Origin of the sequence: Bradyrhizobium elkanii WSM2783 (genome assembly GCF_000472865.1) — a bacterium.
Classification (GTDB): Bacteria; Pseudomonadota; Alphaproteobacteria; order Rhizobiales; family Xanthobacteraceae; genus Bradyrhizobium; species Bradyrhizobium elkanii_A.
Genome location: NZ_AXAP01000049.1, coordinates 46,366 through 61,410, shown reverse-complemented (window position 1 = coordinate 61,410; position 15,045 = coordinate 46,366). Strand labels below are relative to the sequence as shown.

The window sequence follows — 15,045 nt, the reverse complement described above, 5'->3', positions numbered from 1 at the left end:
CGCGCAGTCGGTAGAATGCCTTACCGTCCTCGCTCTGCATGCGTTCACGCCAATCCGCGACGCCGACACCGTCACCCTGCTTCGGCGCATAAGGGTCCGTGCCGTGCTTGGTTTGCCCCGCCGGGCACCACAGCTTGATATCTTTGGCGTGGGCCCACTCGATGTCGTCGTTCTTGGTGAAGCCGCCGTCGACCANATAGTTGGAGGGCTCATAGCCTTCAGCGTGCACCGTCTCGATCCCCGGTTGCGCCAGGCCGCGATCCGAGCCGCTGGTGTCGATGTCGACCGCAACGATCACCTGGTGTTCCGGCGTCGATATAATCTGCATGTTATAAGCCGGGCGCCACCCACCATCGGCCATCTTCATCACCCGCGCGTCGGTATCGGTGGTCGAAGCGCGCGGCTCCTTCTGCTTGGCCACCTGTTTCTTGTTGGTCTTCTCGCGCCGTTCCCGCTCGGCCTCCAGGTCCTTCATGCGCGCCTGCGCCGCCGCGATCCGCGCCTCGCGCTCGCGGGCGCCACGCTCCTTGGCCGCGCGCTGGCGACGGTCGCCAGCCGCCGGATCCGTCTCGACTTCAGCGCGCAGGCGCAAGCCATCCTGCGCCAACGTGTCGAGCGACACCAAGCCAGCTTCCACCATCGACGCGACGCCCTGCGCCAGAAGCCGCTCCAGAACTGCCATATGCGCGACCCGGAAGTTCGACAGGCTGTGATAGTTCATCGACACCCCGCCGCATAACCAGCGATAGACCAGATGATCGCGGCACAGCCGATCCAGTTGGCGGGCGCTGCCCACCCCATCGACCGTGGCCCACAGCCAAAGCGCCAACATCAGTTCCGGCGCTGCTGGCGGATGTCCAGGCTGACCCTCGCGCGCCTTGATGACCTCGTGCAGCGCCGACACATCGAGCCCCTCGACGAATGCCCAAACTGAGCGGACCGGATGATCCTCCGAAATCAGATCGTCCAATGCCGCCACCTGCATGCCGATCTGACTGCGTTCCGGCACCCGCAGCCGCAGCGCACCGCGCCCCTCGGCCTGCGGTCTTTCCTGCTTCGGTAATCCCTCGAACAGTTGCTCGTCAGCCATCGTCAGCCCCTGCCTCGCGCGCAATGCAATCGAATCACAGCACCGCCGCGGTGGCAAATGCTCATTGCCTAAAGATTCCCACGCTCTGAGGAGTGGCCGCAAGGCCGCGTCTCGAAGGATGGGCCACGGGCTCTATGGTTCGAGACGCGCGCTATCGCGCGCTCCTCACCATGAGGGAGACAGTCACCGTAAAATCTGACTGAGGAACAGCTTCGTCCGCGCGTGCTGCGGATGAGCGAAGAATTCCTTCGGCGTGTTCGACTCGATGATCTGGCCGGCGTCCATGAAGATGACGCGGTCGGCGACCTCGCGGGCAAATCCCATCTCGTGGGTGACGACCAGCATGGTCATGCCTTCCTTGGCGAGGTCGACCATGGTGTCCAGGACCTCCTTCACCATTTCCGGATCGAGCGCCGAGGTCGGCTCGTCGAACAGCATGACCTTCGGATTCATCGTGAGCGCACGCGCGATCGCGACGCGCTGCTGCTGGCCGCCCGACATCTGGCCCGGATATTTGCTGGCCTGATGCGGGATTTTCACCCGCTCCAGAAACTTCATCGCGGAGGCCTCCGCGTCCTTCTTCGGGATGTTGCGTACCCAGATCGGCGCCAGCGTGCAGTTTTCGAGCACCGTCAGATGCGGAAACAGGTTGAAGCTCTGGAATACCATGCCGACCTCGCGCCGGACCTCGTCGACGCGCCGCAAGTTCGGACCAAGCTCGATGCCATCGACGATGATCTCGCCTTCCTGAAACTCCTCCAACGCGTTGATGCAGCGGATCAGCGTCGACTTGCCGGAGCCCGAAGGGCCGCAGATCACGATGCGCTCGCCGCGAGCGACTTCGAGATTGATGTCGCGCAGCACGTGGAACTCGCCGTACCACTTGTTGAGGTCCTTGATGCTGACGATCGGATTCGAACTCATGGCGAATTCACTCAGTTGCGCCGGTGCGCGTTCAGCCTGTTCTCGACGAACAGAGAATAGCGCGACATGCCGAAACAGAAGACGAAATAGATCAGCCCGGTGAAGGCAAAGCCGGTGAAAGCCGTGGTCGGCGTCGCCCACGTAGGATCGCTGAAGGAAGCGCGCAACTGGCCGAGCAGGTCGAACAGCGCGACGATCGACACCAGCGAGGTGTCCTTGAACAGCGCGATGAAGCTGTTGACGAGGCCGGGAATGACGTGGCGCAGCGCCTGCGGCAGGACGATCAGCGCCGTCGTCTTCCACCAGGACAGGCCGAGCGCGCTTGCCGCCTCCCCCTGCCCGCGCGGGATCGCCTGCAGCCCACCCCTGATGACCTCGGCCTGATAGGCGCCGGCGAACAGCGCAATGCCGATCAGCGCGCGCACCAGACCGTCGATGGTGAAGCCGGTCGGCACGAACAGCGGCAGCATGTAGGTCGCAAAGAACAGCACCGTGATCAGCGGCACGCCGCGCCAGAACTCGATGAAGGCGATCGAGAAGATACGGATCAAGGGTATGGTCGAGCGTCGGCCGAGCGCCAGCGCAATGCCGACCGGCATCGAGGTGACGATGCCCGTCACCGAGACAACCAGCGTCACCAGCAAGCCGCCCCATAGCCTGGTGTCGACCACGGGGAAGCCGCCGCGGTCGAGCTTCATGACGGCTATCACCAGACCAATCCCGGCGAAGGTCGCGAGACTGACGGCCAGCGGCCGCCAGCCGGTGCGGAAGCCGCCGCCGAGGAAGAACAGCAGCAGCGAGACGATCGCGGCAGTGAGCGCAAAATCAGTCCAGACCGGCTGACCGCCGCTCTGGATCTGGTCGCGCAGCCATTGCAGGGGTAACAGCACCCAGGAGATCACCGTGCTGATCAGAACGATCAGCTTTCCGAGTCCCCAAAGCACCGGCCCGATCACGGCGGAGGCTTCGCCGGCTGCCGCGAGCTTACGCCCGCCGTCGCCGATGCTGTCGTTGAAGCCCGACAATAGCGACGTGACCCAGCTCACGGCAAAACCATCGAGCCCGCCGCCACGCAGCAGGAAGAACGCCACCACCGGAAAAGCCAGGAAGAACAGGCTGGCATTGATGCCCTTGGCCGGGAGCCGAGGAATCAACAGCGGCAGCAGGAGCACAGCCGCCAGGAAGAACGTCAGGTTGACCCGCCAGCGCTCCGGCTCCGGATAGAATCCATAGATGAACTGGCTGAGCTTGGCCTGGATGAACGGCCAGCAGGCGCCGACCGGATGCCCGACATTCTCGGCCAGGCACGCGGCGCGGTCCTTGCCGGTCCAGACCGCATCCACAAACAAGAATTTGACCGTGGGGACGAGCACGAACCACAGCAGGAGCACGCTGACGATCGTGATCAGGATGTTGGTCGGCGAATTGAACAGCCGCGTGCGCAGGAAGCCTACGAGACCCGTGGTCTTCACCGGCGCCGGCCGCTGCGGAACGAGTTCCTCGCGGACGAAATTGGAAACGGCGATATCGCTCATCAGCCCATGCTCCGACTGATCCGCCAGCCATAGAAGCTCATGATCGCGCTCGTCACCAGCGAGATCAGGAGATAGACGCCCATGGTGATGCCGATGATCTCGATCGCCTGGCCGGTCTGGCTCAGCGTCGTTCCGGCGAACACCGAAAACAGGTCGGGATAGCCGATCGCGACCGCAAGCGAGGAGTTCTTGGTGAGGTTGAGATACTGGTTTGTCAGCGGCGGCAGGATCACGCGCATCGCCTGCGGAATCACGATCAGCCGCAGCACCTCACCGCGGTGCAGTCCGAGCGAGGAGCCGGCCTCCATCTGTCCCTTGTGCACGGACAGGATGCCGGCGCGCACGATCTCGGCGATGAAAGCGGCGGTGTAGGTCGACAGCGCGAGCGTCAGCGCCACGAACTCCGGAATCAGCCGCGCGCCGCCGGCGAAATTGAAGCCCCTCAGCACCGGCATCTCGAAGGTCACGGGCGCGCCGAAGATCAGCGACGTCACCAGCGGCAGCCCGATCAGGAGGCCGAGCAGGTAGGGCCAGGTCGTGATCATCCTGCCATACTGGTAGAGCTGCCGCCGCGCGTAGCGCCAGAGCACCAGCGCCGCCACGATCGCAACCAAGACCGCCACGACAAACGGCTCGAAGCCAGGATTGCCGATCGGCCTTGGAATCACCAAGCCGCGGTTGTTGAGGAAGAACATGCCGAATACGGAGACGCTCTGCCGCGGACTGGGCAGGGCCGCGAGCACCGCCAGATACCAAAACAGGATCTGGAACAAGATCGGCAGATTGCGCACCAGTTCGACGTAGGCGCCGGAAATCCGCGACAACAGCCAGTTCGGCGACAGCCGCCCGAGCGCCACCATGAAGCCGATCACGGTGGCGAAGAAGACGCCGATCACCGAGACCAGCAGCGTATTTACCAGTCCAACGAAAAAGACGCGGGTGTAGGTGTCCGAGCCCGTATACGGGATCAGGCTCTGGCTGACGTCAAAGCCAGCGGTGTTTTGCAGGAAGCCAAAGCCCGCGGTGATCCGCTGCGCCTGCAGGTTGGCGCGCGCATTGGCTACGATCTCATAGGAGATCCAGGCGAGCACGGCGACGAACAGGAGCTGGAGGACGAATCCTCCCCACCCTGCGCGGCCGCCAAGCGCACGTTGCAGCTTGAGCACAAACTGCGACGGTGGTTTCCGGGGCTCGATGGCCATCGCCGCACGCCTGTCGGATCAGCGGATCGGCGGCGCGTATTGGATACCGCCCTTGTTCCAGAGGTTGTTGAGGCCGCGGGCGATGCCGAGCTTCGAGCCCGCGCCGACGTTGCGATCGAACGCCTCGCCGTAATTGCCGGTCGCCTTCACGATCCGTGCGAACCAGTCCTTGGTCAGGCCGAGCTGTTCGCCGAGATTGCCGTCGGTGCCGAAGGCGCGCTTCAGCTCCGGCTTGTCGGATTTGGCCATCTCGTCGACATTCTTCTGGGTGACGCCGAGCTCCTCGGCATCGACCATCGCAAACAGCGTCCATTTCACGATGTCGAACCACTGGTCGTCGCCGTGGCGGACCATTGGGCCGAGCGGCTCCTTGGAGATCACCTCAGGCAGCACGACGTGGTCGGCGGGATTGGCGAGTTTCAGGCGCTCGGCATAAAGCTGGGAGACGTCGGACGTGAAGACGTCGCAGCGGCCGGATTCATAGGCCTTCACAGTCTCGTCGGCAGAGGCGAACGCGATCACCTCATACTTCATGTTGTTGCCCTTGAAGTAGTCGGCGAGGTTCTGCTCAGTCGTGGTCCCGGTCTGCACGCAAACCGAGGCGCTGTTCAACTCCAGCGCTGAATTGACCTTCAGCGACTTCTTCACCAGGAAGCCCTGCCCGTCATAATAGGTCACGCCGGTGAAGTTGGCGCCGAGCGAGGTATCGCGCGACAGCGTCCAAGTGGTGTTGCGCGAGAGCACGTCGATCTCGCCGGACTGCAGCGCGGTGAAACGGTCTTTCGCCGACAGCGGCACGAACTTGACCTTGGTGCCATCGTTGAAGATCGCCGCCGCGATTGCGCGGCAGACATCCACATCAAGTCCGGTCCAGTTCCCCTTGTCGTCGGGGGACGAGAATCCCGGCAGGCCCTGGCTGACCCCGCAGGACAGCATGCCCCGATCCTTGACGGTCTTGAGGGTTTGTGCCGAAGCCCCCTGCGCCGAGAGGCCGGCGGCAAGGGCAAGGGTGAGAACCAGCGATACGCGTTTCATGGCAGGGCCTTTCAAGGGGTCGTCCGGGAAGGTTTTGCGTGCGGTCGCCTCAAACGTTAACGGACCGACCGATGATCCCCGCGAATCGCCGATCTGGCCTGCATCTTGCGTGCCAATCAGCCAAGCGTTGGATCGAAGGTCGCGGCAGGCCCCTCAACGTGCGGCGACTAGAAGTTGGGCGCATCACATAGTGACTGGCGAGCCGGGTCAAGGGGTTGACGTGGCTCTTCCCTGTCCTGTTATTAAAAACCCGGCCCGGGCCCGCTTCTTCCGACGCGTCATGGCTGCTGCGGCAAAAAGTCTTTAACGGCGAGCGCATGAGCTTTTCCAACGACGGACCGTTCCCCCCACAACAGCCCGAAACCCGCCTGGTGACCGCGGGCCGGGACACCGAGGCCCAGAAGGGCTTCGTCAATCCGCCGGTCGTCCATGGTTCCACCGTGCTCTATCCGACCGCGGACGACCTCCATGCCCATCGCGGCGAGTATCAGTATGGCCGCCACGGCACGCCGACGACACGGGCGCTGCAGGACGTGCTGATGGGGCTGGAGGGGCCGCAATGCGCCGGCGTCGGACTGGCGCCGTCTGGCCTCGCGGCGATCAGCACGGCACTATTGTCGGTGCTCAAGGCTGGCGACCATCTCCTGGTCTGCGACAACGTCTATCGCCCCTCGCGCAATTTCTGCAACGGCATGCTGGCGCGCTACGGGGTGGAGACCACCTATTTCGATCCGCTGATCGGTGCCGGCATCGAAGCGCTGTTCAAGCCGAACACCCGCGCGGTGCTGGTCGAAGCGCCCGGCTCGCAATCCTTCGAGATGCCTGACATTCCTTCCATCGCTGCCGTCACGCATGCGCGGGGCGCGCTCGTGATCGACGACAACACCTGGGCAACGCCGCTCTATCACCGCTCGCTGGAGCAAGGCGTCGACATCAGCATCCAGGCCGCGACGAAATATATCGGCGGGCACTCCGACATCATGTTCGGCACCATTTCGGCGAATGCCCGGGCGTGGCCGCTGCTCGCCGAGGGCATCCGCCTGCTCGGCGTCTGCGCCGGGCCCGATGATGTCTATCTGGCGCTGCGCGGCCTCCGCACGCTCTCGGTCCGGCTCGCGCAGCATTATCGTTCGGGGCTGGAGATGGCGCGCTGGCTGCAGGCACGTCCGGAAGTGGCGCGGGTGCTGCACCCTGCGATCGAAACCGATCCCGGCCACGCGATCTGGAAGCGCGATTTCACCGGCGCTTGCGGGCTGTTCAGCATCGTGCTGAAGCCGGCTCCACAGAAAGCAGTCGACGCCCTGCTCGACACCGTCAAGCTGTTCGGCATGGGCTATTCCTGGGGCGGGTTCGAAAGCCTGGTCATCCCCTTCGACTGCAGCGACTATCGCACGGCGACCAAATGGGCGCCGGGCGGCCCGACGCTGCGGCTCCATATCGGCCTCGAGAGCATCGACGACCTCAAGGCCGATCTCGATCGTGGCTTTGCGGCGCTCAAGGCGGCGATGTAAGCGCGCAAGTACCGGAATTTTGCGGGCTTTCGGCGCGGCCAAATAACCGCGCGTTCACCATGACGAAGAACTCCAATCCTCGTCAGGCAAATCATCCCGCTCATCAAGTTCCCTTACACCTTTGCTGCCTTAGTCATGCTCCCGGGTTGGGCTGCCATCGCCGTGCTGCGTTGGCAGTCTGGGGTAAGCGTAAGCAGTCAAGCGTATGAAGACCGCACAGATCGTCGTACTGACCATCGCGCTTGGTGCTGGCGGTGGCGTGGTCTATTTGGTTCCCCAGTTCGAGACCAAGCCTGGTCCGGCCGCGCCGGTCGCGCAGCAACTGGCGACCGTCGAAGTTCTGGTCGCGCAGTCCGACATCGGCCTCGGGCAGTCGGTCAAGCAGGAGAACCTGCAATGGCAGGCCTGGCCGGCTGCGACCGCAAGCAACAATTTCATCCGCCGTAACAACAGGCCAGATGCCATCAAGGACGTGATCGGCTCTATCGCGCGCGCGCCGCTCATCGCCGGCGAGCCGATCCGGGAGCAGAAGCTCGTCAAGGCGGACGGATCGGGCTTCATGGCGGCAATCCTGCCCTCAGGCAGCCGCGCCGTCTCGACGGAAATCTCGGCAGAGACTGCTGCCGGCGGCTTCATCCTGCCGAACGACCGCGTCGACATCATCCTCAGCAAGCGCGAGAAGAACCCGGACCAGCACAGCGCGGATCTCGTCCGTTCGGAGATCATCCTGAGCAATATCCGCGTGCTCGCCATCGACCAGGCGCCGAAAGAAAAAGACGGTGCCAATTCCCTGCTCGGCAAGACCGTCACGCTTGAATTGAAGCCCGAGCAGACCGAGACGCTGGCGCGGTCGCGCCAATCCGGCGTCCTGTCGCTCGCGCTACGCAGCATCGCCGACGTCAACGTGGCCGACAACGCCTCACAAGATCAGCCCCCGAAGCGGGGCCAGAGCATCAACGTGGTTCGCTACGGCGTCCCGAGCTCGACAACGACACAGAAGTGAGAAGGACGCCTGCCATGAAATGCGGTCGAACCAGATTTGCGGTGCGGTCTTCGCTGGTCCGCATCCTCTTGCTTTCGGCCGCGGCCGCACTGACTCTCTCGCCGGTCATTGCCGCCGATCCCGAGACCGAAGGCGCGCAACCGGTTGCGAGTTCGCCGGCCAAGACCCGATTCCTGGCGCTCGGCGTCGGCAAATCCGTGATCATTGACCTGCCGCGCGACGTGAAGGACGTGCTGGTTGCCGATCCCAAGATCGCCAACGCGGTCGTTCGCTCCGCGCAGCGTGCCTACATCATCGGCGCGGCGGTCGGGCAGACCAACGTCGTGTTCTTCGATGCCGACGGCCAGCAGGTCGCCGCCTATGACATCGCGGTGAAGCGCGATCTCAACGGCGTGCGCGCCGCGCTGAAGCAGACGCTGCCGGGCATCCAGATCGAAGGGGTCGGCGACGGCGTGATCCTGACCGGCTCGGTGTCGTCTCCGATCGAGGCGCAGCAGGCCGGCGACCTCGCGGCGCGGCTGGTCGGCGGCGCCGACAAGGTCGTCAACTCCATCACGGTGCGCGGCCGCGACCAGGTGATGCTGAAGGTCAATGTTTCCGAAGTGCGGCGCGACATCGTCAAGCAGATGGGCGTCGATCTTTCGGCCAACATGAACTACGGCACGGCGATCGTGAACTTCAACAACTCCACCCCGTTCACGGCCTTTGGCCGCCCGCTGGTGGCGGACAATGGCGCCGCCGTCTCGGCGGTCGCCAAGGGCCTCCCGACCGTCACCGCCACCTTGCGTGCGATGGAAAGCGCGGGTGTGGCGCGGACGCTGGCCGAGCCCAACCTGACCGCGATCTCCGGGGAATCGGCGACCTTCATCGCCGGCGGCGAATTTCCGATCCCCGCCGGCTATTCCTGCGATCCGGTCACGCATGTCTGCACGACCCAGATCCAGTTCAAGAAGTTCGGCATCTCCCTCAACTTCACCCCGGTGGTGCTGACCGAGGGCCGGATCAGCCTGCGCGTCATGACGGAAGTGTCCGAGCTCTCCACCGACAACGCCATCACGCTGAACCAGGGCGGCGCGTCGCTGACCATTCCTTCGATCACCACCCGCCGCGCAGAGACCACGCTGGAGATTCCCTCCGGCGGCTCGATGGCGATGGCCGGCCTGATCCAGCAGAAGACCAAGCAGGCCATCAACGGCATGCCCGGCGTCGACCAGTTGCCGATCCTCGGCGCGCTGTTCAGGAGCCAGGACTTCGTCAACAACGAGACCGAGCTGATAGTGCTGGTCACGCCCTATGTCGTGCGTGCGGTGGCCCAGAAGGAATTGTCGCGGCCCGATGACGGGTTCGCGCCTGCCGCCGACTCGCAATCGACGCTGCTCGCCCGCATCAACCGCATCTACGGCGTGGCGGCCCGCGCCGAGCCGGTCGGAGCCTATCCCGCCAATTTCGGCTTCATCATTGACTGAGCTTGGGGGCGCAACGATGACGGGCAGAGCAGATCACCATCGCACCTTGTACCGGCTGGGCGCCCTTGTCGGTGTGTCGGTTGCGCTTGCCGCCTGCCGCAGCGGCGGCGACGAGCTCACGACCGCGAGCGTTCCCAACGACTACCGTTTGCGGCATCCGATTGCCGTCACCGAAGCCGATCGCTCGATGGTCATCTTTGTCGGACACGACCGGCCCGGTCTGACCGCCCCGCAGCGCGCCGATGTGATGGGACTGGCGCGAACCTGGACCCGCGAAGGCACCGGCGCGATCATCGCCGAAGTGCCGGTCGATACGCAGAACGCGCGGACAGCCGGCGCGACCTACCAGGAAATCCGCTCGCTGCTCACGGCCGGCGGCGTGCCCGCGCGCGCCATCACGCTGCGCAACTATCATCCCGACGATCCGCGCACCCTGGCGACGATCCGTCTGAGCTATCCGAAGATCGCCGCCGTCGCGGGTCCTTGCGGGTTGTGGCCAGAGGATCTCGGCCCCTCGATCGACGATTTCGGCTACAACCAGAACAGGCCGTACTACAATCTGGGTTGCGCGAGCCAGCGCAACCTGGCGGCGATGATCGACAATCCCGCCGACCTCGAGCAGCCCCGCGCCGAGACGCCAGCCTACTCGCCGCGGCGTGACGTGGCGTTCGAGAGGTACCGCAAGGGTGTTTCGACCACCACTACCTACCCCGAAGCCGACAAGGCCAAGCTCAGCGACACAGGCAAATGATCAGCCGCGCACAACATCCTGATAACGAGACCGAGGCCGCGCCGCATGCCGACGACTATATCGCTCCTGCCCCGCGCGTGTCGGTGCAGGCGTTCTGCGCGACGGTGGCAACCGCGACAACCGTGAAGGCCGCGAGCGAGGACCGCCGTCTCGCCAAGGCGCATCTCTCGGTGCATATGGGCGGCATCGCTGCGGCGATCGACGCCTATCATACGGCACCGACCCCGAACGTCATCGTGCTCGAGACCGAGAGCGGCAGCGACTTCCTCGCCGGCCTCGACGAGCTCGCGGCCGTCTGTGACGCCGGCACCCGCGTCGTCGTGATCGGCAGGGCCGACGACAAGGCGCCCTATCGCGAACTGGTGCGCCGCGGCGTCAACGACTATGTGGTCGGCCCGGTCGAGGTGCTCGACGTGGTGCGCTCGATCTGCGGCCTGTTCTCGGCGTCCGAGGCAATCACTGTCGGCAGGATGATCGCGGTCTGCGGCGCCAAGGGCGGCGTCGGCGCGTCCACGGTCGCGCATAACATCGCCTGGGCGATCGCGCGCGACGTCGGGCTTGATTCGGTCGTGATCGATCTCGACCTCGCATTCGGCACGGCCAGCCTCGATTACAACCAGGACCCGGTCCAGGGCATCGCCAATGCGGTGTTCCAGCCGGAGCGCCCGGACAGCGCGCTGATGGAGCGCCTGCTTGCCAAATGCACCGACCATCTCAGCCTGCTGGCGGCGCCGGTGACGCTGGATCAAGTGTATGACTTCGGCGCCGACGCGTTCGATGCCATCTTCGACACCTTGCGCATGACGACGCCCTGCATCGTGCTCGACGTGCCCCACCAATGGACCGCCTGGACCCGCCGCGCCCTGATCGGCGCCGACGACATCCTGATCGTCGCCGAGCCCGATCTCGCCAACATGCGCAACACCAAGAATATGATGAACACGCTGAAGGCGGCGCGGCCCAACGACCGTCCTCCGCTCTACTGCCTCAACCAGGTCGGCATGACCAAGCGGCCGGAGATCGAGGTGCGCGCCTTCGCCAAGACCATCGACAGCCAGCCGATCGCCACCATTCCATTCGATTCGAAACTGTTCGGCACCGCCGCCAATAACGGCCAGATGATCGCGGAGATCGCCTCCAATCATCGCATCGCCAAGACGTTCCTGCAGATCGCGCAGCGGATGACCGGGCGCGCCGACACAAGGGCCCAGCGCAATTCGCTGTTGTCACCGATCATGAAGAAATTGCGCGCGGTCGGCGCCCGATCGAAAGGCGCCTCAGCCTAGTAGGCACCGCGCGTCAATCGGAGCTGCCGACCGCCGCCACTGGGATCTTCTCGGTACCTCCCCGCGGTCCTTCCTTGCGGGCCAGCACACGCTTCAATGCGGCGACATTGGCGACGGCTTCCTCGGGCGGCACATCCGCCTTCACGATGCTCTCGGCCTCGCCGGCGCGGCCCTGCAGGCCGACTGCGAGCGCCAAATTGGCCTTGATCCGCTGATCGTTCGGCGCGCGGCTGCGGGCTTTGCGCAGCGTCTCCTCGGCCAGCGGCAATTCCTTCGACAGCACGTAGGACAGCCCGAGATTGGACAGCACCGACGGCTCGTCGGGTGCGATCTTGAGCGCGCTCGCATAGTATTGCCGCGCCTCGTCGTGGCGGTCGAGCTGATCGAGCGCGGCTCCCTGCGCGGACAGAATCCGCCAATCCGGATCATCCGGGCTGTGGGCGCGGCCGAGCACGTCGAAGGCCTGCTGGAAATTGCCGTTGTCGGCGAGCGCGCGCCCATAGCCGGCGATCAGCGCCTTGTTGTTCGGCTGGCTCATCGAGGCCTGCTCGAGGATCGCGACCGCCTGCGCGCGCTGCCCGGTGGCGCGCAGGGCCTTGGCGTATTGCAAGGCTGCGGCAGCGTCCTTCGGATTGGCCTTGAAGCGCTCGTGATAGGTCTGAAGGTCCCGCCGCGGGTCGGCGCTTGGCCGGCTGTCCTCGGCCGTGTCGCCGAGCGATCCGGTGATGTCGGAAGGGAGGGAGGTCTGGCAGCCGCTAAGCGCCAGCACCAGGGCCGCCGATGCTGCCGCGCCGACGAGGAGCCTTGCGGCGGAAGATCGGTGAAGCAACTTCTGGGACATGTACCCTGACCACGGTCGGCGATTGCCCAGAATGCTTCGCAGCTTAACCCTAAATCCGGGTTAAGGAGGCGCGCTACACAGGATGTTCGACCCGATATCGAACCATCTTCGCGCCTTTGTTGCTACCGACGACAGGCATCATCGACAGCGGCACAACTTGCAGTCTAATCGACGAACTGTGCGCCGAACTCGCAGCCGATCCGCCAGGCGAGACGGCATTGGCGCGGGCTGCCGTTCGACAGGATGATCGTGAACTCAGAGGGAATTTCCGCATATTCGGCGATCACCTTGACGCCGCCATCGGAGATATCAGTGATCATGCAGTCCCGCGGCAGGGTGCCGGTGCCGAACTGGATCTTGGCGAGACTCCTGCACAGACGACGCTCGCTCTTACGTCGATTGACGAACATGTCGACCCCGGCCCCTGCTCATTGATTAGCCCGTTTGTTCTTCTGCTGTAGCGAGAAATCGTTGGAATCCGGCTAGCGGGACTGCTCGCAGTTGAACTGTGGGCTTCAGATTCCATTTACCGGCTCTGCGGGCCTTTTCCTCGAAATGACGTAATCTCGGGCAAACGGGGCACTGGCACAGATGAACTCCCGCATCCATTCCTTGGGAACAAATGGGTTGATCCGCCGTCGTTTGGCGATAGCCTGACCCTTTGTCCGGACTTCCAGGAAACTGACGAGCATGGGAAGCATGGTTCTCCTCGATCTGATGGGTGGCGTGGCACTGCTGCTGTGGGGCCTGCACATGGTCCACAGCGGGATTCTGCGCGCATTCGGGCCGGATCTGCGCATCCTGCTGGCAAAAGCGCTGAACAACCGATGCACCGCTTTCGGCGCAGGCCTCGGCCTCACCGCCCTGCTTCAGAGCTCGACCGCCACCGCCCTGATCACAAGTTCGTTTGCATCCGAAGGGCTCGTGAGCCTGGTTCCGGCGCTGGCAATCATGCTGGGTGCCAATGTCGGCACCACGCTGATCGTGCAGATCCTGTCGTTCAACATCGCCGCAATCGCCCCGCTCCTCTTCATCATCGGGCTCGTCGCGTTCCGCAGCGGGCCGCGCTCGCGCATCAAGGATATCGGCCGCGTCTCGATCGGGCTCGGACTGATGCTGCTGGCGCTGCACATCCTCCTCGACACGCTGGCGCCGGCGGAGAATGCGCCCGGCGTGCGCGTCGTCATGAATGCGATCACCGGCGATCCCGTGCTCTGCATCTTCATCGGCGCCGCCGTCACCTGGCTGGTGCATTCCAGCGTCGCCAGCGTGCTCCTGGTGATGTCGCTCGCCTATTCGCAGTTCATCACGCCCTATGCGGCGTTCGCGCTGGTGCTCGGCGCCAACCTCGGCAGCGCGATCAATCCGCTGTTCGAAGGCGCGCGGCGCGACGATCCGGCGAGTTACCGGTTGCCGCTCGGCAATCTCATCAATCGCGTCATCGGCATCCTCGTGGTCGCCCCGTTCCTCGGTCCGGTCGCCGCGCATCTGTACGCTTTCCAGCCCGATCTCGCCAAGGCAACCGCGATGTTCCACATCGCTTTCAATGTCGCGACAGCGGTTCTCTTCATTGGCGTGCTCGACAGTCTGGCACGGCTGCTCAGAATGCTGCTGCCTCGCCGCATCCGGGATACCGATCCGGCCCGGCCGCGCCATCTCGACGAGAGCGCGCTGGAAACGCCGTCGCTTGCGCTCGCCGACGCCGCGCGCGAAGCACTGCGCATGGGCGATATCGTCGAAGAGATGCTGCGCAAGGTGATGGCGGCGATGATGACGGGCGACCGGGTGCTGGTCGACCAGGTATCGCGGATGGACAACAGCGTCGACAGCCTCGACGAGGCGATCAAGCTCTATGTCACGAAGCTCACCCGCGGCAGTCTCGACGAGCGCGAAGGCCAGCGCGCGATGGAGATCATCTCGTTTGCGATCAACCTCGAACATATCGGCGACATCATCGACAAGAACCTGAGCGAGCTCGCCACCAAGAAGATCAAGCGCCGTCTGCAGTTCTCGCCCGAGGGCAACGAGGAGCTCTCGGCCTTCCACAAGCGCACGCTGGACTCGCTCCGGATCGCGTTCGGCGTGTTCATGTCGGGCGACGTCAATGAGGCGCGCAAGCTGGTTGCCGAAAAAGCCGCGCTGCGCAACGCCGAGTTCGCCGCCACCGAGCGGCATCTCGAACGCCTGCGCGAGGGCCGCCCCGAAACCATCGAGACCACGTCGCTGCACCTCGACGTGCTGCGCGACCTCCGCCGTATCCATTCGCACATCTGCTCGGTCGCCTATACCGCGCTCGTCTCCGCCGGCGAACTCGCCGCCGATCGCAGCACCGAAAGTGATGTCGGTGCGCTGCCGGCGACCGTGGCACAGCCGACGCCGCGGTAGTTGATCGCTGCGTCAG

Annotated in this window: 13 protein-coding genes; 6 read left to right on the top strand and 7 right to left on the bottom strand. The window is 64.4% G+C overall.

Translation table 11 applies throughout. The features are described 5' to 3' along the window. From YY7_RS0132340 to YY7_RS0132320, 5 genes are all read right to left on the bottom strand, one after another. The coding region (locus YY7_RS0132340) for a transposase (protein WP_028165613.1) at window positions 1-1,090 on the bottom strand (1,090 nt) is incomplete at its 3' end. A 183-nt stretch (window positions 1,091-1,273) separates the two neighbouring features. Further along, window positions 1,274-2,014: an amino acid ABC transporter ATP-binding protein gene (locus tag YY7_RS0132335; RefSeq protein ID WP_028166843.1), complete on the bottom strand. Its 741-nt coding sequence runs from the start codon at window positions 2,012-2,014 to the stop codon at window positions 1,274-1,276. 11 nt (window positions 2,015-2,025) lie between these two features. After that, window positions 2,026-3,549, bottom strand: a complete 1,524-nt coding sequence (locus tag YY7_RS0132330) for an amino acid ABC transporter permease (protein ID WP_028166842.1) — start codon at window positions 3,547-3,549, stop codon at window positions 2,026-2,028. Further along, window positions 3,549-4,751, bottom strand: a complete 1,203-nt coding sequence (locus YY7_RS0132325) for an amino acid ABC transporter permease (RefSeq protein ID WP_028166841.1) — start codon at window positions 4,749-4,751, stop codon at window positions 3,549-3,551. Before YY7_RS0132325 ends, YY7_RS0132330 begins: the two co-directional genes overlap by 1 nt. Window positions 4,752-4,769: 18 nt before the next feature. Beyond that, entirely contained in the window at window positions 4,770-5,786 is a 1,017-nt protein-coding gene (locus YY7_RS0132320; protein WP_028166840.1) for an amino acid ABC transporter substrate-binding protein, read from the bottom strand. A 317-nt stretch (window positions 5,787-6,103) separates the two neighbouring features. On the opposite strand from YY7_RS0132320, the gene metC reads away from it, so the two are divergent. The 5 genes from metC (at window position 6,104) to YY7_RS0132295 (ending at window position 11,803) form a co-directional block, all read left to right on the top strand. Then, on the top strand, window positions 6,104-7,297 hold the full coding sequence (gene metC / locus YY7_RS0132315) for a cystathionine beta-lyase (protein WP_028166839.1): 1,194 nt from the start codon (window positions 6,104-6,106) through the stop codon (window positions 7,295-7,297). A 205-nt stretch (window positions 7,298-7,502) separates the two neighbouring features. Continuing rightward, window positions 7,503-8,300 carry a Flp pilus assembly protein CpaB gene (cpaB, locus tag YY7_RS0132310; RefSeq protein WP_028166838.1) on the top strand — a complete coding sequence of 266 codons (798 nt, stop codon included), beginning with the start codon at window positions 7,503-7,505 and terminating at the stop codon, window positions 8,298-8,300. A 14-nt stretch (window positions 8,301-8,314) separates the two neighbouring features. After that, on the top strand, window positions 8,315-9,766 hold the full coding sequence (locus YY7_RS0132305) for a type II and III secretion system protein family protein (RefSeq protein WP_028166837.1): 1,452 nt from the start codon (window positions 8,315-8,317) through the stop codon (window positions 9,764-9,766). 16 nt (window positions 9,767-9,782) lie between these two features. Further along, a complete protein-coding gene (locus tag YY7_RS0132300) occupies window positions 9,783-10,517 on the top strand; it encodes a CpaD family pilus assembly protein (RefSeq protein WP_028166836.1) in 735 nt (244 codons plus the stop codon). Beyond that, window positions 10,514-11,803, top strand: a complete 1,290-nt coding sequence (locus YY7_RS0132295) for an AAA family ATPase (RefSeq protein ID WP_028166835.1) — start codon at window positions 10,514-10,516, stop codon at window positions 11,801-11,803. The genes YY7_RS0132300 and YY7_RS0132295 overlap by 4 nt, the downstream gene beginning before the upstream one ends. Window positions 11,804-11,816: 13 nt before the next feature. Here YY7_RS0132295 and YY7_RS0132290 read toward each other — a convergent pair whose 3' ends face one another. Both YY7_RS0132290 and YY7_RS0132285 read right to left on the bottom strand, forming a co-directional pair. Next, window positions 11,817-12,644 carry a tetratricopeptide repeat protein gene (locus tag YY7_RS0132290; protein ID WP_028166834.1) on the bottom strand — a complete coding sequence of 276 codons (828 nt, stop codon included), beginning with the start codon at window positions 12,642-12,644 and terminating at the stop codon, window positions 11,817-11,819. Window positions 12,645-12,808: 164 nt separating this feature from the next. Then, the gene (locus tag YY7_RS0132285; protein WP_028166833.1) at window positions 12,809-13,054 is read right to left on the bottom strand and encodes a PilZ domain-containing protein; all 246 of its coding nucleotides are present in this window, start codon (window positions 13,052-13,054) and stop codon (window positions 12,809-12,811) included. Between the two features lie 280 nt (window positions 13,055-13,334). Here YY7_RS0132285 and YY7_RS0132275 point away from each other — a divergent pair, with 280 nt between their 5' ends. Beyond that, a complete protein-coding gene (locus YY7_RS0132275) occupies window positions 13,335-15,029 on the top strand; it encodes a Na/Pi cotransporter family protein (protein ID WP_028166832.1) in 1,695 nt (564 codons plus the stop codon). Window positions 15,030-15,045: the final 16 nt, after the last annotated feature.